The following is a 23,511-nucleotide window of genomic DNA, read 5'->3' as shown; positions in this document are numbered from 1 at the left end:
TATCCGGCAGGGTACGGTAACCTCTACCCACCACGCAGCAGGGCCAACGTCGTCCCTTGCTTGTTCCAAAGAAGCAAGACGACGGGAGGGATTCAATGCCTGCTGCCCACCTCGGCTTTCCCGAGCCTCAGGGCCTGTACCACCCCTCGCACGAGCACGACGCCTGTGGCGTCGCCATGGTCGCCGACGTGGCCGGTCGCCGCAGTCACGACATCGTCGCGAAGGCCTTGACCGCGCTGTGCAATCTCGACCACCGGGGGGCCCAGGGTAGCGAGCCGGACACCGGGGACGGGGCCGGCATCCTCACGCAGATCCCGGACACCTTCCTGAGGGTGGTGGCGGGCTTCCCGCTGCCCGAGGCCGGTGCCTACGCGGTCGGCACGGCGTTCCTGCCCGCCGACGGCCAGGCCCGCGAGACCGCGGTGCGGCTGATCGAGGAGATCGCCGCCGAGGAGGGCCTGACGGTGCTCGGCTGGCGGGACCTGCCGACCACCCCCGACCTGCCTGGGCCGAGCGCCCGCGCGGTCATGCCCTTCTTCGCCCAGCTGTTCGTGACCTCACCGAACGGTGAGACCGGCCTGGAGCTCGACCGGCTGGTCTTCTGCCTGCGCAAGCGGGCCGAGCACGAGGCGGACGTCTACTTCCCCTCGCTGAGCTGCCGGACCGTCGTCTACAAGGGCATGCTCACCCCGCTGCAGGTGGAGCAGTTCTTCCCCGACCTGACCGACGAGCGGTACGAGTCCGCCATCGCGCTGGTCCACTCGCGTTTCTCCACCAACACCTTCCCCTCCTGGCCGCTGGCCCACCCGTACCGCTACGTCGCGCACAACGGTGAGATCAACACGGTCAAGGGCAACCGCAACTGGATGCGGGCCCGCGAGGCCATGCTGCAGACCGCGAACCTGCCGGGCGACCTGGCGCGGCTCTTCCCGATCTGCGACCCGGACGGCTCCGACACCGCCTCCTTCGACGAGACGCTGGAGCTGCTGCACCTGGCCGGTCGCCGGCTGCCGCACGCGGTGCTGATGATGATCCCGGAGGCGTGGGAGAACCACACCGAGATGGACCCGGCGCGCCGGGCGTTCTACGAGTTCCACTCCACGATGATGGAGGCCTGGGACGGCCCCGCCTCGATCACCTTCTCCGACGGCACCCTGGTCGGCGCGGTCCTCGACCGCAACGGCCTGCGCCCGGGACGGTTCTGGGTCACCGCCGACGGCCTGGTCGTGCTGGCCTCCGAGGCCGGTGTGCTCGACATCGCGCCGCAGGACGTGGTCCGCAAGGGCCGTCTGCAGCCCGGCCGGATGTTCCTGATCGACACCTCCCTCGGCAAGATCATCGAGGATGACGAGATCAAGGCCGAGCTCGCGGCCGAGCTGCCGTACGCGGACTGGCTGCACGCCGGGCTGGTCCGCTTCGAGGAGCTGCCGGTCCGCGCGCACGAGGTGCCCACGCACGAGGCGCTGATCAAGCGGCAGCAGACCTTCGGCTACACCGAGGAGGAGCTGCGGATCATCCTGGCGCCGATGGCGAAGGCGGGCGCCGAGCCGATCGGCTCGATGGGCACCGACACCCCCGTCGCGGTGCTCAGTGAGCGGCCCCGGCTGCTGTTCGACTACTTCAGCCAGCTGTTCGCGCAGGTCACCAACCCGCCGCTGGACGCCATCCGCGAGGAGCTCGTCACCTCCCTGGCCAGCACCATCGGCCCCGAGGGCAACCTGCTCGAACCCGGCCCGGCCTCCTGCCGCCAGCTCGTGCTGCCCTACCCGGTGATCGACAACGACGAGCTCGCGAAGATCATCCACATCAACGACGAGGGCGCGCTGCCGGGCTTCCACCCGCGTGTGATCTCCGGGCTGTACCCGGTCGCGGGCGGCGGCGAGGCGCTGCTGCACCGCCTGGAGGAGATCCGCGCCGAGGTCTCGGCGGCGATCGAGGGCGGGGCGCGGATCATCGTGCTCTCCGACCGCGGCTCGTCCGAGGCGCTCGCGCCGATCCCGTCGCTGCTGCTGACCGGCGCCGTGCACCACCACCTGATCGCCGAGAAGACCCGTACCCGGGTCGGCCTGGTCGTCGAGACCGGCGAGGCGCGCGAGGCGCACCACATGGCGCTGCTCATCGGCTACGGCGCGGGCGCGGTGAACCCGTACCTGGCCATCGAGACCGTCGAGGACATGGTCGACTCGGGCGTGCTCCAGGCCGACCGGCACAAGGCGGTGCGCAACCTGATCAAGGCGTACGGCAAGGGCGTGCTGAAGGTCATGTCCAAGATGGGCGTGTCCACGGTGGCCTCCTACACCGGCGCGCAGATCTTCGAGGCGCTCGGCCTGAGCCAGGAGGTCGTCGACGCCTGCTTCACCGGGACCACCTCCCGGCTGGGCGGCGTCGGCTTCGACGTCCTGGCCGAGGAGGCGGCGCTGCGGCACCGCCGCGCCTACCCCCGGGCGGAGAACGCCCACCGCCGCCTGGAGGTCGGCGGCGAGTACCAGTGGCGCCGCGAGGGCGAGCCGCACCTGTTCAACCCCGAGACCGTCTTCAAGCTGCAGCACGCCACCCGCTCGCGCCGTTATGAGATCTTCAAGGAGTACACCGGCCTGGTGGACTCCCAGGCGGAGAAGCTGATGACGCTGCGCGGCCTGTTCAGGCTCAGGGAGGGCGTCCGCGAGCCGGTCCCGATCGACGAGGTCGAGCCGGTCAGCGAGATCGTCAAGCGCTTCTCCACCGGCGCCATGTCGTACGGCTCCATCTCGATGGAGGCGCACGAGACCCTGGCCATCGCGATGAACCGGCTGGGCGGCAAGTCCAACACCGGTGAGGGCGGCGAGGACCCCGAGCGGCTGCACGACCCGGCCCGCCGCTCGGCCATCAAGCAGGTGGCCTCCGGCCGGTTCGGCGTGACCTCGGAGTACCTGGTCAACGCCGACGACGTGCAGATCAAGATGGCCCAGGGCGCCAAGCCCGGCGAGGGCGGCCAGCTGCCCGGCCACAAGGTCTACCCGTGGATCGCCAAGACCCGGCACTCCACCCCGGGCGTCGGCCTCATCTCGCCGCCGCCGCACCACGACATCTACTCCATCGAGGACCTCGCCCAGCTCATCCACGACCTGAAGAACGCCAACCCGTCCGCCCGCGTGCACGTCAAGCTGGTGGCCGAGGTCGGGGTCGGCACGGTCGCGGCGGGCGTGTCCAAGGCGCACGCCGACGTGGTGCTCATCTCCGGCCACGACGGCGGCACCGGCGCCTCCCCGCTGACCTCGCTCAAGCACGCGGGCTCGCCCTGGGAGCTCGGCCTGGCCGAGACCCAGCAGACGCTGCTGCTCAACGGGCTGCGCGACCGCATCACGGTGCAGGTCGACGGCCAGCTCAAGACCGGCCGCGACGTGGTCATCGCCGCCCTGCTGGGGGCGGAGGAGTACGGCTTCGCCACCGCCCCGCTGGTCGTCTCCGGCTGCGTGATGATGCGCGTCTGCCACCTGGACACCTGTCCGGTCGGCGTCGCCACCCAGAACCCCGAGCTGCGCCGGCGCTTCACCGGCAAGCCCGAGTTCGTGGTCAACTTCTTCGAGTTCGTCGCCCAGGAGATCCGCGAGTACCTGGCCGCGCTGGGCTTCCGCAGCCTGGAGGAGGCCGTCGGCCACGCCGAGCTGCTCGACACCACCCCGGCGGAGAACCACTGGAAGGCCGCCGGGCTGGACCTGGCGCCGATCCTGCACCAGCCGGAGCTGCCCGAGGGCGCCTCGCTGCGCCGTACGGTGGCCCAGGACCACGGGCTGGACCGGGCGCTGGACAACACGCTGATCCAGCTCGCCGAGGGAGCGCTCAAGACCGGCAGCAGGGTCACCCTCGACCTGCCCATCCGCAACGTCAACCGCACGGTCGGCACCATGCTCGGCCACGAGGTGACCAAGCGGTACGGCGGCGCGGGCCTGCCCGACAACACCATCGACGTCCGCTTCACCGGCTCGGCGGGCAACTCCTTCGGGGCCTTCCTGCCCCGGGGGATCACGCTGCGGCTGACCGGCGACACCAACGACTACGTGGGCAAGGGCCTGTCCGGCGGCCGGATCTCGGTCGCCCCGCACGACGTGGCCCCGCTGGAGGGCCACATCATCGCCGGGAACGTCGGCCTGTACGGGGCGACCTCCGGCGAGGCGTTCATCCGCGGCGTCGCGGGGGAGCGGTTCTGCGTCCGCAACTCCGGTGCCACCGCGGTGGTCGAGGGCGTCGGCGACCACGGCTGCGAGTACATGACCGGCGGCAAGGTGGTCGTGCTCGGCGCGACCGGACGCAACTTCGCGGCGGGCATGTCGGGCGGCGTCGCCTACCTGCTCGACCTCGACACCGACCGGGTCAACCGCGAGATGGTCGACGTCGAGGAGCTCGACGAGGCCGACTCCGAGGCGCTGCGCGAGATCGTCGAGGCGCACCTGACCGAGACCGGCTCCACCGTGGCCAAGGCGCTGCTGGCCGACTGGGACCCGTCCCGCTTCCGTAAGATCATGCCGACGGACTACAAGCGGGTCCTGCGGGCCGCCGAGTCCGCCCGGCTGGAGGGCCGCGACATCGACGAGGCCGTCATGACCGCCGCGGTGCAGGCATGAGGCCGGCACCGGGGCGGATCCGCCCCCTCGGCTCCGGACCGGCGAGGGGAGAGGCCGTGCGCGGCCGCTCCCGCCGGGTCCACATCGTCCAGCTCGAAAAGGGATATCGGGGAGGTACGACCGATGGCTGACCCCAAGGGTTTTCTCACTCACGGACGCGAGCTGCCGGCCCGCCGCCCGGTGGACGTCCGCATCCGCGACTGGCGGGAGGTCTACCAGGACTTCCCCAAGCCCGCGCTGGCCAAGCAGGCCGCGCGCTGCATGGACTGCGGCATCCCGTTCTGTCACAACGGCTGCCCGCTGGGCAACCTGATCCCCGAGTGGAACGACCTGGTCTACCGGGACGACTGGCGCGAGGCCATCGAGCGCCTGCACGCGACCAACAACTTCCCGGAGTTCACCGGGAGGCTGTGCCCGGCCCCGTGCGAGGCCGCGTGCGTGCTCGGCATCAACTCCGACCCGGTCGCGATCAAGCGGGTCGAGGTCGAGATCATCGACCGTGCCTTCGACGAGGGCTGGGTCACCCCCCAGCTCCCGGCGTCCAAGACCGGTAAGCGCGTCGCGGTCGTCGGCTCGGGCCCCGCGGGCCTGGCCGCCGCCCAGCAGCTCACCCGGGCCGGTCACGACGTGGTGGTGTTCGAGCGCGCCGACCGGATCGGGGGCCTGCTGCGCTACGGCATCCCCGAGTTCAAGATGGAGAAGCGTCACATCGACCGCCGCCTCGCCCAGATGCGGGCCGAGGGCACCGAGTTCCGTACCGGCGTCAACGTCGGCGTGGACATCACGGCGGCGCGGCTGCGTGAGGAGTTCGACGCGATCATCCTCGCCGGTGGCGCGACCCGGTGGCGGGACCTGCCGGTCGCCGGGCGCGACCTCAAGGGCGTCCACCAGGCGATGGAGTACCTGCCGCCGTCCAACAAGGTCCAGGAGGGCGACTTCCCGGTCTCGCCGATCAGCGCCGAGGGCAAGCACGTCGTGGTGATCGGCGGCGGTGACACCGGCGCCGACTGCATCGGCACCGCGATCCGCCAGGGGGCCGCCTCGGTCACCCAGCTGGAGATCATGCCCCGGCCCCCGGAGGCGCGTCCCGGCAGCCAGCCGTGGCCCACGTTCCCCATCCTGTTCAAGATGGAGAGCGCCCACGAGGAGCTGGCCGAGAGCGGTGGCGACCGGGTGTACGCGGTCTCCACCACCGAGTTCGTCGGCGACGCCGACGGCAACGTCCGGGCGCTGCGCCTGGTCGAGGTGGAGGGACCGGCGGCCGGGTTCAAGCCGGTGCCCGGCTCCGAGCGGGAGATCCCGGCCGAGCTGGTCACGCTCTCCATGGGCTTCGTCGGCCCGGAGCGCGGCGGCCTGCTGGACGAGCTCGCCGAGGCCGCCGGGGGAGAGTTCTTCGACGGCCGGGGCAACGTGGCCAGGGACAGGGGCTACATGTCCTCGGTCGACGGCGTCTTCGTCGCCGGTGACATGGGCCGGGGCCAGTCCCTGATCGTCTGGGCGATCGCGGAGGGACGCTCGGCGGCCTCGGCCGCCGACGGCTACCTCACCGGCCGTACGGCGCTGCCGGTGGCGATCCCGCCGACCGCGCGGCCGATGGTCTAGATCGTGCGGGGGCCGGTCCGCTCGCCGGGCCGGCCCCTCGCGCGTCCGGAGCGTCCCGACCACCCCGACGAAAGCGCGTAAAGTACGGCTTCCGCTATTTATGATGAATATGACGGAAAAATAAATACTTTGGTCGGGCCAGGTGCGGAGGACGGATGAAGCGCGGTATCAGAGGCCTGACGGGGGCGGCGACCACGCTGACCCTGGCGGCGACCCTCACGGCGGGAGCGCTGGGCGGCGGGGCCACGGCCGCGGCGGGCCAGACCCGCGACTACCTGGTCTTCTACGCCGACGGCGCCCGTGACGGCGCCGCCGCCGCGATCGCCGCGAACGGCGGCACGGTGCTGTCGGGCGACCCCAGGCTCGGCTACCTGGTGGCCGGCGGCCCGGGGACGCGCTTCGTGGAGGGGCTGGCGGCCGTCGACGCCGTCGAGGGCGTCTCCTCCGACCGCAGGATCGGCACCGCCACCGCGCTCACCACCGGGCTCACCCCCGCCACGTCCACCAAAACCTCCACGGCCGTCCCCGCGGCCTCCGGGGGCGGCGCGCCGCTGTCCTTCCCGCCGTCCGACATCCTCGGACAGGCGGGCACGCCCGGCGGCTCCACCTCGGCCGGCGCGCCGGAGCCGCTGGCCGGCCGCCAGTGGGACATGAAGCTGATCGGCGCCACCACCAGCGGGTCCTACGCCACCGCGCCGGGCAAGAAGGAGGTGCTGGTCGGCGTCATCGACACCGGCGTCGACGGCACCCACCCCGACATCGCGCCCAACTTCAACCGCGCCCTGAGCCGCAACTTCGTCACCGACCGGCCCAAGGACCCCAACGGCAAGGTCCTGGACGGGCCGTGCGAGGTCGCGAACTGCAAGGACCCGGTCGACCGGGACGACGACGGCCACGGCACCCACGTGGCCAGCACCATCGCCTCCCCGATCAACGGCGTGGGCATCGCCGGCGTCGCCCCCAAGGTCTCCCTGGTGAACCTGCGCGCGGGCCAGGACTCCGGGCTGTTCTTCCTCAAGCCCAGCATGGACGCGCTCACCTACGCCGCCGACAACGGCATCGACGTGGTCAACATGAGCTTCTACGTCGACCCGTGGCTGTTCAACTGCAAGGCCAACCCCGGCGACTCCAAGGCCGAGCAGGCCGAGCAGCGCGGCATCATCACCGGCATGCAGCGCGCCCTCGACTACGCCCGCAAGCGGGGCGTCACCCTGATCAGCGCCATCGGCAACGGCTCCACCGACCTGGGCAGGCCCAGCAAGGACACGACCAGCCCCGACTATCCCAAGGACACCGAGCGCACCCGCAAGGTCGACAACTCCTGCCTCAACGTCCCGGCCGAGTCCAAGGGCGTCATCTCGGTCTCCTCGGTCGGCCCGACCACGCGCAAGGCCTACTACTCCGACTACGGCCTGGAGCAGACCGACCTGTCGGCCCCCGGCGGGGACGAGTTCGACGGCGGCAGGAGCTACGACCCCGCCAAGGGCATCCTGGCCGCCGCGCCGAAGAACGCACTCCAGGCCAAGGGGCAGATCAGCGCCGACGGCACGCCCAAGGACGACTCGGTCCTCCGGGAGTGCGCGAACGGCACCTGCGCCTACTACCAGTACCTCGTCGGCACCTCCATGGCCGCCCCGCACGCCACCGGCGTCGCCGCCATCCTGATCAGCCGCTTCGGCAAGAAGGCCAAGGACGGCGTCACCATGGCCCCCGGGGACGTCCAGCGCCTGCTGTACTCCACCGCCACGGAGAAGGCCTGCCCCTCCCCGCGCGCCTACACGTACAAGATCGACCTGGTGAAGGACGAGACGCACCGGTGCGAGGGGCCGGCGACGCGCAACGGCTTCTACGGCCACGGCATCGTCAACGCCAAGGCAGCCGCCACCGTCGCCCGCTGAGTCCCAGAGGCGCGCGGGGCCGTCACCCCGCGCGCCCGGCGGGGACGCCAGGTTCAAGAGAGGACCAACAGGCGGATGCCCCGGACGTGAGCGGGAAGGACAACGGTTCCGGCTCCGTCTCGTCACTGGGGGACCCATGAGACTCCTGTCGCGCCCGCACCAGCTCCCGGCCAGGATCGCCGCCGGTGCGATCATCCTGAACTCCGGGCTGGCCAAACGCTCCGCCGGGCCGGAGGCCGCCGAGGGACTGCACGGCATGGCCGCGGGCACCTACCCCTTCCTGAAGGACCTGGAGCCGGCCAGGTTCGTGCGGCTGCTGTCCACCGCGGAGATCGCCCTCGGGGCCGCCCTGCTGGTCCCGGTGGTGCCGTCGCTGCTGGCGGGCGCCGCGCTGACCGCGTTCGCCGGAGGGCTGCTCGGCCTGTACCTGAGGACACCGGGCATGCGCGAGGAGGGCACCCTGCGCCCCTCCCAGCAGGGCCTGACGATCGCCAAGGACGTCTGGCTGCTGGGCATCGGCACCGGCCTGGTCGTGGAGGAGATCACCACCCGCGACTGACGCGCCCGGCACCGTCCCGCGTTCTTTTTCCGGGGTGCCCGGGTCCCCGCGCCCGCCACGGTCCCCGGGACGGGATGTTTCCCGCGGACGCCCCGGCTGTCGGCAGGGCCGGTCCACGCGGGGGTCCCGGCCCGCGTACGGGCAGGTCGCCCCCGGGGCCCGGCACCGATTCGCAACCTGGCGTTCACCGGCGGTAGCGTTATGTCACCGATTTTTTCATCGGCGCTCTGACCAACGTCACGACCAAGTGGTCTGTACCAATTAGGGTGGGATCCGTGACTCGTCGCGCGAAAATCGTCTGCACTCTCGGCCCTGCCACCTCCTCTCCCGAACGCCTACGCGAACTGATCGTGGCCGGGATGGACGTGGCCCGTTTCAACCTCAGCCACGGCAGCCACGAGCTGCACAAGGAGGTCTACGACCGGCTGAGGGAGGCCGCCGCCGAGCTCGGGCGGGGCGTGGGGCTGCTGGCCGACCTGCAGGGTCCCAAGATCCGGGTCGGCAAGTTCGAGGACGGCCCGGTCCGCCTCGGCTTCGGTGACGTCTTCACGATCACCACCGAGGAGGTCCCGGGCGACCGCGAGCAGGTGTCCACGTCCTACCAGGGGCTTTCCAAGGACGTCAGGCCCGGGGACAACATCCTGGTCGACGACGGCCGCGTCCGTCTCGAGGTGACCCGGGTCGACGGCCAGCGCGTGACCACCCGCGTGGTCGTCGGCGGCATGATCTCCGACAACAAGGGCCTCAACCTGCCCGGCGTCAACGTCAGCGCCCCGGTCCTGACCGACAAGGACGAGACCGACCTGCGCTGGGCCCTGCGCGCCGGCTTCGACCTGGTCGCCCTCTCCTTCGTCCGGCGCCCCTCGGACGCCGACGTGGTGCGCAACATCATGGAGCAGGAGGGCATCCGCCTCCCGCTGCTCGCCAAGATCGAGAAGCCGCAGGCCGTGGAGCGGCTCCCCGAGATCATCGAGGCCTTCGACGGCATCATGGTCGCCCGCGGCGACCTCGGCGTCGAGCTGCCGCTGGAGGAGGTGCCCATCGTGCAGAGGCGTGCCATCGAGCTCTGCCGCGAGAAGGCCCGCCCGGTCATCGTGGCCACCCAGATGCTCGAATCCATGATCACCGCCCCGCGTCCTACCCGCGCCGAGGCGTCCGACGTCGCCTACGCCGTCATGGACGGCGCCGACGCGGTGATGCTCTCCGGGGAGACCTCGGTCGGCAACTACCCCATCGAGGTCGTCGAGACGATGAGCCGCATCGCCACGACCGCGGAGAAGAGCTCGCTGCAGGCCACGCACAGCCTCGACCGGCTGCCGGAGACCACCGGCGGCGCCATCGCCCGTGCCGCGGCCGAGGTCGGCGCCATCGTCGGCGCCAAGGCGCTGGTGGCGTTCACCATGTCGGGCGAGACGGCCCGGCGCCTGGCCCGCTACCGCTCGCCGATCCCGCTGCTGGCCTTCACCTCCGCCCGTCACGTCCGCAACCAGCTCGCGCTGACCTGGGGCGTGGAGACCTTCGAGGTGCCGTTCGTGCACCACACCGACGACATGGTCCGCCAGGTGGAGGCCTCGCTGCTGGCCAACTCCCGCCTGGAGAAGGGCGACAAGGTCGTCATCGTCGCCGGCTCGCCTCCCGGCACCGCCGGTTCCACGAACGCCCTGCGTGTGCACACCATCGGGGCGGCGGTCTCCAACCCCGCCTGATTCCTCCCTGTCCGCTTCCGGCCTGTTTCCGGCCCGTACGGCCACCGCTTCGGCGGTGGCCGTACGCGTGTTCGAAGGCATCCGTCCGGTCACGATTCAAAAAGGCGAAAAATATACCCTTGTCGTGTCCGAATAGGTGTCAGAGGATCGGTCCATGGCGTGCCCTGAATCGGGCCGCCCCACGAACTGAACGAGAGGCACCGGATGATCCAGGGCAGTCGGCCGGGAGGAGCGGAGTCGCGACGCGAAGAGGCGGCGGGCAGACCGCCGGGCCTCCCCGGGCACCGCGTCTCGGCCGCCGACACGGTCGCGGAGATGATAGAGGCGCGCCTGGGACGGCCCGTCGACCCCGACGAGAACTTCTTCGAGGCCGGGCTGAACTCCATGGCGCTGGTCGAGCTGCACGCCGACCTCACGGGTGTGCTCGGCCTGGACTTCCCGGTCACGTCGATGTTCACCCGGCCCAACGTGCGGGCGCTGAGCCGCCTCGTCGAGGGCGCGCAGGAACCGGTGAAGAGCGAGCCCCCGCGCCTGCGTCCGGTCGGCGGCAGCCGCCGGGACGTGCGCTCCCGCATCCGCCGCGACGGCGGGTCGCCTCGGTGACGACCACTTCGCCGATCGCCGTGATCGGCACGGGCTCACACGCGTCGCTCCCCGCCTCCCCGGCCGAGGCCGTACGGGGCGCCGGGACGACGGGGGACACCGCGGCGGTACGGAACACAGAGGGCGGACAGGACGTCCGGGGGGCCGGTGGCGTCACGGGCGTCACCGGTGCCGGGAACGGGCCACAGAACGCTCCAGGGGTGCTGGACGCGGCCGTGGAGGCCGCCCTGGAGGACGCCGGGCACGACCCGGCCCGCCCGCCCGGCGTGTTCGCGCTGCACGACACCGCCGAGGCCGCCTGCCTGGCCCTGGCCTCGGGCGCCTGCGACCTCGCGGTGGCCCCGGCCGGGCCGCGCCTGCGCGGTGTCGCCGCACCGGGCGTCCGGATCGTGCTCCGGCGCCTGGACGACGCCCTGCTCGACGGCGACCTGGTACGCGCCGTGATCGACATCCCGGTCGACACCATGACCGGCTCCGGCTCCGGCTCCGCGGCAGGCTCCCCGACAGGCTCCGGTCCCGCCCGCAGCGGGCCCGGATCGCCCGGCCGGGAGCCGTCCGCGTCCGGGGTGTCGCCGGCGGTGCGGGACGGCTTCCCGCCGGTCCACCTGCCCGCCGACTCCCGGCCTCGCGTCGTGGTGTGGTCGGGCCGCACGGCCGAGGAGGCCGAGACCGTACGGGCCGGGCTGGCGGAGTTCTTCGCCGCCCTGCCGGCCGACCGGTTCGCCGACGCCGTGGCCGTCCTGCAGCGGGGCCGCACCGCGCACCCGGTACGGGGAGCGGTCGTGGCCGCGACCCCGGCCGAGGCCGCGCGGGCCCTGGCCTCGGCCTCCGCCGGGGTGGCGGACGGCGCGGCCGGTGCCGCCTTCGTGTTCCCCTCCGGCGGCGCCGGACGGCTGGGCGCCTCCCTCTACGGCACGGAGCGGCTGTTCAGCGAGGCCGTGGACGTCTGCCTGGAGGGCTTCGAGCGGCACGGCGTCGACCTCCACGACGCCTGGCTCGCCGGGGAACGCGACGACGACCCGGTGACGTTCGCGGTCACCCACGCGCTGGCGGCCACCCTGACCGGCTGGGGGATCACTCCCCTCGCCTGCTCGGGGGAGGGCGTCGGCGAGCTCACCGCCGCGGTCCTGTCCAGGGCCGTGGACCTGGACGAGGCGATCGCCCGCCTGGCCTCCTCCACGCCGGTCCCCGCGCCGGTTCCCGCGCCGGCCTCCGGGCCGGGGACCCCGGCCGCGGATCCGGTGCCGTCACCGTCCCTGCTGGTCGGGACGGCCGGGGAGCGCGCCGGACGGGCCGCCGCCGGGACGACCCTCGACTGCGGTGACGACCGGCACGGCCTGCTCGCGGCCGTCGCCCGGCTGTGGACCCTCGGCTGCCCGGTGGACTGGGTCGCGCTCGACCCCGACCACCCCCTGCAGCGCCTGCCCGTCCCCGGCCGGTACGGCACCGCCGCACCGGCCCCCGCCCGGCCGCGGGACCCCGTACCGGCCCGGGTGCCCGTCGCGGCACCGGAGACCGTCGCCCCCGCGCCCGCCCCGCCCGGCCGCGAGACCGGGGACGCGGGGACGGCCGGGGACTCCGGCCTGGAGCCGGGGGAGCGGGCCGCGGCGGCCGGGCTCCCGCTGCCCTCGCCCGAGGGCCTGCCCGAACCCGAGGAGCCGCTGCGCAGGCCCGAGGCGGTCCCGTACTCGTTCTGGGTGCTGGAGCAGCTCGCCGGGTCGAGCGGGGTGTCCAACCTCGCGGTGGCGTTCAGGACCCGCGAGCCGCTGCGCAGGCTCCCGCTGCAGATCGCGGTGAACCGGCTGCTCAAGCGGCACCCGGCGCTGCGCCTGCGGTTCCCCGAGGTGGACGGCGCGCCCGTGCGCCACCTCACCGCCCCCAAGGACGCGCAGATCAAGCTGGTCAACGCCGCCACCACCGAGGAGACGCTGGTCGCCGACCTGCAGGCGTTCCTGGACGTGCCCTTCGACCTGGACCGCGACCTGCTGCTGCGGGCGGGGCACTTCACGCTGCCCGACGGCGGCGGCAGCGTGGTCTGCCTGGTCGCGCACCACATCATCGTGGACGCCACCTCGATGCAGTTCCTCGTGGAGGAGCTGGGCGGCTTCTACGACGCGCAGACCAGCCAGGAGCCGCTCCCGGCCGCGCTCACCGGCACCGCGCCCATGCTGGAGCCGGGACGCGCCTCGCGCGGCTCGCTGGAGTACTGGCTGGACCGGCTCCGCGACGTCGACCCCGCCGCGATGGTGCTGCCCGGCAGCAGGCCCTCGCCCGCCCGGCCCACCTTCGCCGGGCACACCTGCTCGTGGGAGGTGGACGCCGACACCCGCCGGGCCCTCGACACGCTCCGGACGGGCCTGCGCACCACCGACAACATCGTGCTGGCGGCGGCGTTCATGCTCACCCTGCGCGCGCACGGCGCCGGCCCCGACCTGGTGGCCGCGATGCCCGTCACCACCCGCACGGCCGCGATGCGCGGGCACGTCGGCTACGGCGTCAGCACGCTGCCGATCCGGGTGCTCGCCGACCCGGACGAGGACTTCCCGGCCCTGGTCCGGCGGGTCGAGGACGCCTTCTTCGAGGCGGTCGAGCACGCCGACGCCTCGGTGGAGGCGGTACTGGTCGAGCGCGGGCACGACACCGGTGACTGGCGGGTGCCGCTGTTCCGGCACATGTTCAACTACCGGCCGTGGACCGACGAGCAGGTGAGCATCCAGGGCTCGGTCCCCGAGTACGTCGAGGACCTGTTCGACCGCAGCCGCCTGGACCTGCAGTGCATCGCGGTGCAGGAGCCCGGCAGGCTCACCATCCGCGTCTGGCACAGCACCGAGGTCCACGACGAGGCCGAGATCGCCGCGTTCGTCGCCAGGATGACCGCGCTGCTGCGCCGGGCCGCCGAGGAGGGCGGGCGCCCGCAGCGGGCGCTGGAGGCGATGGCCGCGTCCGACCGCGACCTGCTCGACCGGCTCAACGACACCGCGCGGACCTGGCAGGGTCCGCCCACGCTGCCGGAGAGGATCGCCGCCCGTACCGGGACCGCGATCCGCGACGGGGAGCGGGAGGTCGGCTACGACGAGCTGCTCGCCTGGGGGGTCACGGTCAGGGACACGCTGGTCGCGCACGGCGTCGGGCCCGGCGACATCGTGGCCCTCGGCCTGCCCCGCTCGGCGGAGACGGTCGCCGCCGTGCTGGGGGTCTGGGCGGCCGGAGCCGCCTACCTGCCGCTGGACCCGCGCCAGCCCGAGCTGCGCCTGGCCTACCAGGTGGAGGACTGCCGCGCCCGGCTGGTGATCTCCGACGCCGACGCTCCCTGGGCGGGGGAGGTCCCGGTGATCGCGATGCCCGCGTCCCCGGTGACCGGCGCCGGGGACGCGGGGGGTGCGAACGGCGCGTCCGCGCACCGGCCGGACCCGGCCGAGCTCGCCGCGGCGATCACCGGCGACTCCGTCGCGTACGTGATCTACACCTCGGGCTCCACCGGCCGTCCCAAGGGGGTCGCCGTCACCCACGGCAACCTGGCCAACCTCGTGCTGGACTTCGCCGACCGGCTCGGGGCCGGGGCGTCGGACGCGGTGCTGTGGTCCACCACCACCTCGTTCGACATCTCCGCGCTGGAGCTGATGCTGCCGCTGGTCGTCGGCGGGACCCTGGTCGTCGCCTCCGACGACGACCAGCTCCAGCCGCGCAGGTTCCTGGAGCTCATCGTGGCCCGGGACGTGCGGGTGGTGCAGGCCACCCCGACGGCGTGGCGGCTCATCGCCCCGGAGGCGGGCGACGAGCTGGACGGCAGGATCGTGCTCTGCGGCGGCGAACCCATGCCCGCCGCGCTCGCCGCCGACCTGCTCGGCCTGGGCTGCCGGCTGTTCAACGTCTACGGCCCGACCGAGACGACCATCTGGTCCACCGCCGCGGAGATCACCTCCCCGCCGTCCGACCCGGTGCCGATCGGGGTGCCGCTCGCCAACACGCGCCTGTTCATCCGGGACGCGGACGGGCGCGAGGCCCCGCCGGGGGTGCCGGGTGAGCTGTGCGTGGCCGGCGACGGGGTGAGCGCCGGGTACGTCAACCGGCCCGAGCTCACCGCGGAGCGGTTCGGGGAGCACCCCCGCCACGGGCGCTTCTACCGCACCGGGGACATGGCCCGGCTCAGGCACGACGGGGCCCTGGAACTGCTGGGCCGCGACGACCGCCAGATCAAGCTGCGCGGTCACCGGATCGAACTGGGCGAGATCGAGGCGGTGCTGCACCACCACGACACCGTCAAGGTCGCGGCCGTCATCGTGCACGACGAGCGGCTGGTGGCGTTCGTGCAGCCCACGTCCATGCCCGACGAGGAGACCGGCGCGGCCCTGCGCCAGGAGCTGTGGCGCTACGCCGGGACGCGGCTGCCGGACTACGCGGTGCCCTCGGGGATCGTGCTGGCCGGGGAGCTCCCCATGACGGCCAACGGCAAGATCGACCATCGGGCGCTGACCGTTCCCGAGGACGACTCGCCCGCCGCCCCGCAGGCCCCGGCGAGCTCGGAGCTCGCCGAGGGGGTGCTGCGGCTCTGGCGGGAGGCGTTGCGCCGCCCGAACCTGGGCGAGCACGACAACTTCTTCCTCAACGGGGGGCACTCGGTGCTCGCGGTGCGGCTCATCGCCCCCCTGGAGGACCTCGCCGGTCACCCGATCGGCGTGCGCGCGGTCTTCGACCATCCCACCCCGGCCGAGCTGGCCGCCTACATCCAGGAAGGGGCCAGGTCGTGACCTCCTCCCCGTGGTTCGTGCCGGTGGGGGAGCGGCGGGAGGGCCGCATCCGCCTGTACGCCTTCCCCAACGCGGGCAGCGGCCCGGCCTCGCTCACCGGCCTGGCCGAGCGCTTCCCCGACGAGGTCGAGGTGTGGGGGCTGAACCTGCCCGGCCGCCAGGCCAGGCTGGCCGAACCGCCGCCGGACGACCTCGACGCGCTCGTCGACGCGCTGGCCCGCGACCTGCTGGCGACGGCACGGGAGCCGTACGCGCTGTTCGGCTACTGCAGCGGCGCGCTGCTGGCCTACCTGGTCTGCCGCCGCCTGGCCGAGCTCGCGCCATCCCCTGGTTCAGGGCCGGGGCCGGGTTCGGTCTCCGGTGCGGCACCAGGTCCGGGTTCGGTGCCGGTGCGGCTGCTGGTGGGGTCCTTCGCCGCGCCGGACGTCACGCTCCTGCTGCGCAGGCTGCCGTCCCTGCCCTCCTGGCTGTTCTGGGACCAGCTCATCGAGCTGGGCGGGGTCCCGGCGGAGGTCGCCGAGCGCGAGGTGCTCCGGCCCCTCCTGGAGCCCGCCCTGCGGGCCGACTTCGGCATGCTCGCCGGGTACCGGCACCGCCCCGGGCCGCCGCTGCCCACCCCCATCACCGTCCTGTACGGCAGCCGCGACGGCTCGGTGTCGCGCGGCGGGCTGCTCGGCTGGCGCAGGCAGAGCGCCAGGCCGCTCTCGCTGCGCGAGCTGGAGGCGTCACACTGGCTGGCCGAGGAGGTCCCCGACCTGCTCGCCGCCGTCATAGCAGAGGAGATCGGATGCGTCTCGGTTACAGCATGAGCTACTGGGGCGGGGCCGGTCTCGGACCGGCCGACCACCTCGCCCTGGTCCGCGAGGCCGAGCGGCTGGGCTACGAGTCGGTGTGGGCCGCGGAGACCTACGGCACCGACCCGGCCAGCCTGATGGCCTGGATCGCCGGGCAGACCGAGCGGATCGGGCTCGGCACCGGCGTGCTGCAGATGTCGGGCCGCAAGCCCGTGGTGGCCGCGATGACGGCCGCCACCATCGACCAGGTCTCCGGCGGCCGGGCCCGCCTGGGCGTGGGCGTGTCCGGGCCGCAGGTGGTGGAGGGCTGGCACGGTGAGCGGTTCGACCGCCCGCTGGCCCGCGCCCGCGACTACCTGTCGGTGCTGCGCCTGGCCCTGGAGGGCCGTCCGGTGAGCTACGCGGGCGAGACGATGACGCTGCCGCTCCCCGGAGGCCAGGGCAAGGAGCTCTCGCTGGGCGTCTCCCCGGTCCAGAAGCGCCTTCCCGTCTACCTCGGCGCGATGGGCCCGGAGACGACCGCGCTGGCCGGGGAGCTGGCCGACGGCTGGCTGGCGATCCACTTCCCGCCCGAGCACCTGGCCGAGCGCACGGCGCACCTGCGCGCGGGTGCGGCCCGGGCCGGCCGCACCCTGGACGGCTTCGACGTCGCCCCGATGATCCTCACCCTCGTCGACGAGGACGAGGAGCTGGCCTTCGACATGATGCGGCCGATGCTCGCCCTCTACCTGGGCGGCATGGGCTCGCGCCGGACCAACTTCTACAACCGGCTGGCCCGCTCCCTGGGCTTCGAGAAGGAGGCCGAGGCGATCCAGGAGGCGTTCCTGGCCGGACGCCAGGGCGAGGCCATGTCGCTGCTCCCGGACGGCCTGGTCGACGCGATGACGATGTGCGGGCCGCCCGGCAAGCTCCGCGAGCGCGTCGCCGCCTACCGCGAGGCGGGGGCCACCAGCCTGGTCGTCGGCCTGGTCACCCCGACCCTGCGGCTGCGCATGGAACAGCTGGAACTGGTCGCCGACCTGGTGACCTGACGTTTTCCGGATCCCGTCGGGATCGTGCGACCTGTGGGCCGCGCGATCCCGGCGGATCACGAAGCGCCGGATGCTCCGCGTTCACCGGTCGTCGACCGTGTCCCACTTCGGGTTATGACGCGTACCACCCGGCGATACACCGGTACGCCGCTCGCCGTACCGGCTCTGCCCCACCGGCCGGCCGTCGCCTCGGTGCCGGGCCCGACGACGAGGCGGGCGGGGACGGTCCGGCTCCTCTACGGTGGATCGCCGGTCTCCGAGGGGGCCGCGGCCGGGGTCGGGACCCCGGCCGCGGGGTGGTTCAGAAGGTTTCCGCGAGGTGGTTCAGAAGGTTCCCGCGGTGTTGCACTTGGCGCTCTGCACGATGCAGTCCTTGACCCGGTGGCCGAGCGCGCTCTCGTTCCAGGCGTTGAAGAAGTCGCCGTGCATCGAGGAGGCCATCCCCGACGCCAGGCGGAAGCCGTCGGCGCCGCCCTTGGTCGGGTAGGAGATGACGAACGAGACCGAGGGGATGGCGACCGGGTGGTCTCCGCCGCACGCGCCGGTGTAGTTGTAGGCCACGTGCGACTTGTGGTTGGGGCTGTCCAGGTGCCTGCCGTCCCAGCAGTCGGGGAAGACGAGCTGGAACATCAGGTTGGCGGTCGGGGCGCACACCGGCCAGTTGCCGTCGGCGCTGCGCCCGATCTCGCCGCCCGGTCCGGCGCAGTAGAACTGGTTGACCGAGCCCTTGGGGGTGGGCACCTGCGACGTGGCGCTTCCGGCGATCATGCGGAAGCCCGTCGGGAACGGCACCGTCTTGGTCGCGTCCGGCAGGCGCGAGCCGTAGTAGACGATCACGTCCTTGGGCTCGATGGCCTTGCCACCCTCGTACAGGGTCGGGATCCAGTACGCCGACGGGTCCGCGGCCGGTGCGCAGCTCGTCGCGGTGTTGGCGAGCAGGCTCTGCGTGGTGGTGGAGGCGTCGGTGCCGCGGTTTCCCATGAAGGTGTGCATGTGGGAGGCACCGGGCAGGCCGGGGAAGATGATCGGGTCGTCGGGCCTGGAGTGGCTGTAGGCGCAGGTGGCGTTGAACTCCGGCACCCGCACCACGTGGCCGGGCACCGGGGCCGGGGTCATCGCCCTGAACGCCGCGAGCTGGACGTTCCACGCCGCCTGGTCGACGGCGACCCAGCCGTTGCCGGACGGGGCGCCGGTCTCGAAGGAGAACCAGTTGATGTTCACGAAGTCGCCGGCCGTGGTGTTGCGCATGACGGCGAACACCGTCTGCGCGCCGGCCGGGTGGGTGGCGGCGGTCGCGGTCGCGGTGACCCAGTTCTGCCAGCCGGCGTTCGTCGTGATCGGGAGGCTCGCCAGCAGCGGCCCGGTCAGGGACCCGGTGCGCAGCTCGACCGTGCCCGAGCCGACGGCGGAGGCGACGCGGGCGGAGACCGTCAGCGGACCGGTGCCCAGGTCGACGCCGTCGAAGCGCATCCAGTCACCGGAGGCGAGGTAGGCGGCGTTCTGGCCGCCGCCGGTGTCGGCGGTCGCCTCCACCTGCACGCCGGACTGGGCGGCGTACGACTCCGCCTGGACGACGGCGGTGGCGGCCTGCGCGGCGGGATGGGTGAGGGCGGCGGCGCCGCCGGCGGCGAGCACGACCGCCGCCAGGGTGCGCAACAGGACCTGTGGTCTTCGCACGGTGGGTTCCTTCCGGGCACGGGGGGTGAGGGGAGCGACCGGCATGCCCGCCGGTGGGGCGTGGCGAGTGGCGGCGGGACATCCCCCGGCCATGTATCACCACTTATTTTTAACCGTGAAAGAGCGCTCCCGCAGCAAGGATGATTGCGCTGACATCGGCTGTCAACCCTCCTTGCGCGCTTTCCGACCGGGCCGCCGAAACCGCCTCCGGGGAACGTCCCCCGCAGGCGGCACCGGTTCGCCACGCCGCGGGTGGTCGGGGGCTTCCGGCGGAGCGCGGACGTCGACGAGAGCCTCGAACGGCTGATCGCCCTCACCGGCCGGGGCCCGCGCTCCCCGGGAACGCCGCCGACGGCCGCACCCGTCGTGGCGCCCTAAGGCGTGTCCGGCGATCCGGTGTGGTGGCCGTCCCGCCGGCGGCGCCTGATGACGCTCTCCGCCACGACGAGGTCGACGATCCAGCCGAGGGTCTGGCCGACCGGGATCAGGGATCGGACGCGTTCCCCGATCGGTCCGGCGTCGCCGGAGACGAACGGAACCTGGGCCAGGAGCAGCAGCGGGGTGAGGACACGCGAGGTGACGGCGAGGAACGTCAGCGCGTAGTTGCGCGTCATCCAGTCCCGGTGGCCGGAGAAGTCCCGGCGGCGGGCGGCACGGTAGGCGAGTCCACCGGTGACCAGCCAGAGGACGGCTGCGGTGGTGAGGCCGATCTGGGTGACGATGCGGCCGGACCACAACGCGACCGGGATCGCGGTCACCGCGGAGGGCAGGACCCCGGCGACGAGGTAGACCCGGCCGATCGTGCGGTGCAGGGTCCGGCGCGCCCGCACCCCGGGCATGAACTGCAGCGGGCCGAGCACGATCGCGACCGCGGCCGTGAAGATGTGCACCACGAGCATGCGGTAGTGCAGGGTCCCGCTCACCTCCAGGCGGCTGTCGTCGATGTCGAGCCCCAGGTACGGGACGAGGAGGACGACACCGACGACGAGCGCGGCGGCGAACATCGGCCATGCGCCTCGCGGACGCGGCACGGTCATCGCCCGGCCCGGCGTTCCCGTCCGACGGCGATCGAACCGGCCACCAGGGCGACGGCGACACCGGCCAGCTGTGTCACGGTGCCGATCACCCCGCCGGCGCCCGCGTCGCCGGTCAGGTAACCGATGCCGGCCCCGCTGACCACGCTGGACAGGACGAACCCGGCGATCACGAACAGGCCCAGGAACGCGCCGACGCCCGGCGCCCAGGCCCGCTTCACCAGACCGACGAACGCGGCGCCGCCCGCCAGGATCAGCAGACCCGGTGGCGGGTAGAACGGGAACTCGACTCCCGACGCCCACAGCATCGCGATGCCGGCGGCGCCTGTGGCGAGCCCGCAGACCGTGAGCCTGCGGGGTGTGGTCGACGTGGTTGTCACTCGATCGGTCATCGACGCAGCATGCCGGGGCGCGGTGGCGCCGGCATCGGCTCGATCGCGTCGGTGGTCGTACGCAGAATCGCGTACGCGGCACGGTCGCCGGCCTGCCAGGATGACCGGATGGGGTGGATCCGTTCCTCGGCGGCGGACCTGGGCACGGCCGCCCTGCTCGCCGTCGCCGCCGTCGCCGGCAGCGCCGTGGCCGACGAGGTCGGCCGCCCGTCGGTACCGATGGGCACGTGGGGCCATGTCCTGGTGGTGATCGCGGCACTCGGCCTGGCGGCGCGCCGGCGCCGGCCGCTCGTGACGCTGACGACCGCGGCGGTCTGCACCGGCGTGTACCTCGCGCTGGGGTACGCCTACGGTCCCGTCATCCTGGTGCTCATGATCGCGGTGTACAGCGCGGCCAGGCATGCGCCTCCCCGGGCCTTCGCCTGGTGTGCGGCGGCGACGTCGGCGCTGCTCCTGGTCCATCTGCTCACCTCCGACCGCGCGCTGGGGTGGCTGGGCGTGGTGCCGACGGCCGCCTGGGTGGCCGTTCCCGGCGCCCTGGGACACAGCTTGCGCCTGCGGCACCAGGCCGACCGGCGGGCACGGGCCGAGGCGATACGGCAGGGGCTGAGCGACGAGCGTCTCCGCGTCGCCCAGGAGGTCCACGACGTCGTCGGGCACGGCCTGGCCGCCATCAAGATGCAGGCCGATGTCGCCCTGCACGTCATGTCCCGGCGGCCCGAGCAGGCCCGGGTGGCACTGGAGGCGATCAGCCGGAGCAGCGGGCAGGCGCTCGGCGAACTGCGCACCACACTGGCCGTCGTGCGGCACGCCGACGGCGACGACCACGCCCCCGCCGCGGGCCTCGGCCGCCTGGACGACCTGCGCGGGCGGATGGCCGACGCGGGCGTGACGGTACGCGTCGACACCACGGGGACGCGTTCCGGCGCCGTTCCCCCGCAGGTCGACCTGGCCGGGTACCGCATCGTGCAGGAATCGCTCACGAACGTGTTGCGGCACGGACGCTGCGAGCGGGCCGACGTCACCGTCCGGTACACCGCCGACAGTGTCACGATCACGGTCGTGAACCCGATCACCGGCATGCCCGCACCCGGCACCGGCACCGGCATCAGCGGGATGCGGGCACGGGTGGAGGCGCTGGGCGGTGACTTCGCCGCCGGACCGGTGGCCCGGCGGTTCGAGGTCCGCGCGCGGCTTCCCACCGGGGGCGGCACATGATCAGCATCCTGATCGCCGACGACCAGGACCTCGTCCGGCTCGGGCTGCGCACCCTCATCGCCGACGAGGACGGCCTCACCTGCGTCGGCGAGGCCGCCGACGGCCTCGCCGCGGTGGCGACGGCCGTCCGCACCAGACCGGACGTCGTGCTGATGGACATCCGCATGCCGGGCATCGACGGGCTGGAGGCGACCCGCAGGATCGTCGCCGACCCCCGCCTGAGCGAGACACGCGTCATCGTGCTCACCACCTTCGAACACGACCGGTACGTCTTCGACGCCCTGCGGAACGGAGCGAGCGGCTTCCTGCTCAAGGACACCACGCCTGCGGAGATTCTCCGCGCCATCCGCACCGTCGCCGACGGCGGCGCGCTGATGTCACCGTCGGTCACCCGCACACTGCTCCGGGAGTTCGCCACGCTCCGGCCCCGCACGAGGCTGCCCCACCCGGAACTGCACACCCTCACCGACCGGGAACGCGAGGTCATGGTGCTCGCCGCGGAGGGTCTCGCCAACGACGAGATCGGCAGGCGCCTTCGCATCAGCACCGCCACCGCCCGCACGCACGTGAGCCGCGCCATGGTCAAGCTCGGCGCCCGCGACCGCGCGCAACTCGTCGTGTTCGCCTACCGGTCCGGGCTCGTCGACTGAGGCGTGATCCTCTGAGCTCGCGGGCTGCCGCCGGACGTGATCCCGCCGCGAATCGCCGGGCACGTCTCAGAGAGCCGGCACCCTCCGGCCCACCGGGTCTGCGGCGGCGATCTCCGTGCTCGCCCGGACGAAGGCGGCCACCGCCCGCGACCGGGTCCGCTCGGGCCACGCCAGCAGGAGCGAGCTCCTCGGCGGGTCGAGCAGCGGCACGCACACCACCTCCGGCCGCAGGTGGCGCCGCGCCGAGCCGGGGACCACGGCGGTCATCTGGTTCAGGGCGATCAGCTGCACCAGCTGTCCCGGGTCGCGTACCTGCGGACCGTCCGCCTGCGGGCCGGTCCAGACGGGCACCGGGTCGTCGTCGAGGTCGGCCGGCGTCAGGACGGCGCGTCCGGCCAGCCGGTGGTGGCGCGACAGCACGGCCACGTGCTCCTCGGTCAGCAGCAGCTCGGTGTCGAACCCGTCGAGGTCGTCGTAGGGGGCGTGCAGGAAGGCGAGGTCGACGCGCCCGTCGCGCAGCATCCGCGCCTGCTCGCCGATCTCGCACACCACCACCTCGACCTCGACGGCGTCCGGATCCCGCCGGTAGAGGGGGATGATCCGCTCCAGCAGGCCCGCGTCCCCGTCGGACTTCATCGCCACCGTCAGCCGCGGCACCTCCCGTCCGGCCCGCTGTGCCCGGCGCATCGCGGCGGCGGCCGCGTCGAGCGCCTTGCGGCTCTCGGCGAGGAAGACCCTGCCCGCGGGCGTCAGGCTCACCGAGCGGCTGGTGCGCTCCAGCAGCGTCACGCCCATCCGCCGTTCGAGCCGCTGGACGGCCCGTGACAGCGGTGGCTGCGCCATGCCGAGCCGCCGGGCCGCGCGGCCGAAGTGCAGCTCCTCGGCGACGGCCACGAAATACGCGAGCTCCCGCGTCTCCGGTACGTCCATACCTCCAGGGTATCGGTCGATGTGGTATCGGTGTTGGCCCGTGCGGGCCGCCCCGTGGTGCCCTGGAG

The 23,511-nt window shown here is 73.1% G+C and carries 15 protein-coding genes; 11 read left to right on the top strand and 4 right to left on the bottom strand.

The window, feature by feature from the left end; genetic code table 11:
• Window positions 1–95: 95 nt before the first annotated feature.
• The 9 genes from gltB (at window position 96) to ABD832_RS34845 (ending at window position 17,542) form a co-directional block, all read left to right on the top strand.
• Entirely contained in the window at window positions 96–4,601 is a 4,506-nt protein-coding gene (gltB, locus tag ABD832_RS34885) for a glutamate synthase large subunit (RefSeq protein ID WP_344904355.1), read from the top strand.
• A gap of 123 nt (window positions 4,602–4,724) precedes the next feature.
• Window positions 4,725–6,203, top strand: coding sequence for a glutamate synthase subunit beta (locus ABD832_RS34880; RefSeq protein ID WP_344904352.1), 1,479 nt, complete (start codon window positions 4,725–4,727; stop codon window positions 6,201–6,203).
• Window positions 6,204–6,358: 155 nt separating this feature from the next.
• On the top strand, window positions 6,359–8,101 hold the full coding sequence (locus ABD832_RS34875) for a S8 family peptidase (RefSeq protein ID WP_344904349.1): 1,743 nt from the start codon (window positions 6,359–6,361) through the stop codon (window positions 8,099–8,101).
• Window positions 8,102–8,237: 136 nt separating this feature from the next.
• The gene (locus ABD832_RS34870) at window positions 8,238–8,660 is read left to right on the top strand and encodes a hypothetical protein (protein ID WP_344904346.1); all 423 of its coding nucleotides are present in this window, start codon (window positions 8,238–8,240) and stop codon (window positions 8,658–8,660) included.
• 275 nt (window positions 8,661–8,935) lie between these two features.
• Window positions 8,936–10,366 (top strand): pyruvate kinase, encoded by a 1,431-nt coding sequence (gene pyk / locus ABD832_RS34865; protein WP_344904343.1) that lies wholly within the window; start codon window positions 8,936–8,938, stop codon window positions 10,364–10,366.
• A gap of 315 nt (window positions 10,367–10,681) precedes the next feature.
• Window positions 10,682–10,969 carry an acyl carrier protein gene (locus tag ABD832_RS34860; RefSeq protein ID WP_344904340.1) on the top strand — a complete coding sequence of 96 codons (288 nt, stop codon included), beginning with the start codon at window positions 10,682–10,684 and terminating at the stop codon, window positions 10,967–10,969.
• Window positions 10,966–15,717 (top strand): amino acid adenylation domain-containing protein, encoded by a 4,752-nt coding sequence (locus tag ABD832_RS34855; protein WP_344904337.1) that lies wholly within the window; start codon window positions 10,966–10,968, stop codon window positions 15,715–15,717. The genes ABD832_RS34860 and ABD832_RS34855 overlap by 4 nt, the downstream gene beginning before the upstream one ends.
• A complete protein-coding gene (locus ABD832_RS34850; RefSeq protein ID WP_344904334.1) occupies window positions 15,714–16,526 on the top strand; it encodes a thioesterase II family protein in 813 nt (270 codons plus the stop codon). Before ABD832_RS34855 ends, ABD832_RS34850 begins: the two co-directional genes overlap by 4 nt.
• Window positions 16,505–17,542 (top strand): LLM class F420-dependent oxidoreductase, encoded by a 1,038-nt coding sequence (locus ABD832_RS34845; RefSeq protein ID WP_344904331.1) that lies wholly within the window; start codon window positions 16,505–16,507, stop codon window positions 17,540–17,542. Before ABD832_RS34850 ends, ABD832_RS34845 begins: the two co-directional genes overlap by 22 nt.
• A gap of 324 nt (window positions 17,543–17,866) precedes the next feature.
• Here ABD832_RS34845 and ABD832_RS34840 read toward each other — a convergent pair whose 3' ends face one another.
• From ABD832_RS34840 to ABD832_RS34830, 3 genes are all read right to left on the bottom strand, one after another.
• On the bottom strand, window positions 17,867–19,219 hold the full coding sequence (locus ABD832_RS34840; protein ID WP_344904328.1) for a DUF1996 domain-containing protein: 1,353 nt from the start codon (window positions 19,217–19,219) through the stop codon (window positions 17,867–17,869).
• Between the two features lie 374 nt (window positions 19,220–19,593).
• Window positions 19,594–20,256, bottom strand: a complete 663-nt coding sequence (locus ABD832_RS34835; RefSeq protein WP_344904325.1) for a DUF2306 domain-containing protein — start codon at window positions 20,254–20,256, stop codon at window positions 19,594–19,596.
• A complete protein-coding gene (locus ABD832_RS34830) occupies window positions 20,253–20,645 on the bottom strand; it encodes a hypothetical protein (RefSeq protein WP_344904323.1) in 393 nt (130 codons plus the stop codon). Before ABD832_RS34830 ends, ABD832_RS34835 begins: the two co-directional genes overlap by 4 nt.
• Window positions 20,646–20,753: 108 nt before the next feature.
• Between ABD832_RS34830 and ABD832_RS34825 the strand changes: the two genes are divergently transcribed.
• On the top strand, window positions 20,754–21,863 hold the full coding sequence (locus ABD832_RS34825) for a sensor histidine kinase (RefSeq protein ID WP_344904320.1): 1,110 nt from the start codon (window positions 20,754–20,756) through the stop codon (window positions 21,861–21,863).
• Window positions 21,860–22,513, top strand: a complete 654-nt coding sequence (locus ABD832_RS34820) for a response regulator (RefSeq protein ID WP_344904317.1) — start codon at window positions 21,860–21,862, stop codon at window positions 22,511–22,513. The genes ABD832_RS34825 and ABD832_RS34820 overlap by 4 nt, the downstream gene beginning before the upstream one ends.
• 66 nt (window positions 22,514–22,579) lie before the next feature.
• On the opposite strand, the gene ABD832_RS34815 is transcribed toward ABD832_RS34820, so the two are convergent.
• The gene (locus ABD832_RS34815; protein ID WP_344904315.1) at window positions 22,580–23,443 is read right to left on the bottom strand and encodes a LysR family transcriptional regulator; all 864 of its coding nucleotides are present in this window, start codon (window positions 23,441–23,443) and stop codon (window positions 22,580–22,582) included.
• Window positions 23,444–23,511 lie beyond the last annotated feature (68 nt).

Origin of the sequence: Streptosporangium longisporum (genome assembly GCF_039534895.1) — a bacterium.
GTDB classification, from domain to species: Bacteria; Actinomycetota; Actinomycetes; order Streptosporangiales; family Streptosporangiaceae; genus Streptosporangium; species Streptosporangium longisporum.
The sequence above is the reverse complement of the archived record's forward strand: the minus strand, read 5'-3'. Positions and strand labels throughout refer to the sequence as shown.

Coding starts and splice junctions, on each gene's coding strand:
- gltB (WP_344904355.1), top strand. CDS start 96: ATGCCTGCTGCCCACCTCGGCTTTCCCGAGCCTCAGGGCCTGTACCAC.
- ABD832_RS34880 (WP_344904352.1), top strand. CDS start 4,725: ATGGCTGACCCCAAGGGTTTTCTCACTCACGGACGCGAGCTGCCGGCC.
- ABD832_RS34875 (WP_344904349.1), top strand. CDS start 6,359: ATGAAGCGCGGTATCAGAGGCCTGACGGGGGCGGCGACCACGCTGACC.
- ABD832_RS34870 (WP_344904346.1), top strand. CDS start 8,238: ATGAGACTCCTGTCGCGCCCGCACCAGCTCCCGGCCAGGATCGCCGCC.
- ABD832_RS34860 (WP_344904340.1), top strand. CDS start 10,682: ATGATAGAGGCGCGCCTGGGACGGCCCGTCGACCCCGACGAGAACTTC.
- ABD832_RS34845 (WP_344904331.1), top strand. CDS start 16,505: ATGCGTCTCGGTTACAGCATGAGCTACTGGGGCGGGGCCGGTCTCGGA.
- ABD832_RS34835 (WP_344904325.1), bottom strand. CDS start 20,256: ATGACCGTGCCGCGTCCGCGAGGCGCATGGCCGATGTTCGCCGCCGCG.
- ABD832_RS34830 (WP_344904323.1), bottom strand. CDS start 20,645: ATGACCGATCGAGTGACAACCACGTCGACCACACCCCGCAGGCTCACG.
- ABD832_RS34825 (WP_344904320.1), top strand. CDS start 20,754: ATGGGGTGGATCCGTTCCTCGGCGGCGGACCTGGGCACGGCCGCCCTG.
- ABD832_RS34820 (WP_344904317.1), top strand. CDS start 21,860: ATGATCAGCATCCTGATCGCCGACGACCAGGACCTCGTCCGGCTCGGG.
- ABD832_RS34815 (WP_344904315.1), bottom strand. CDS start 23,443: ATGGACGTACCGGAGACGCGGGAGCTCGCGTATTTCGTGGCCGTCGCC.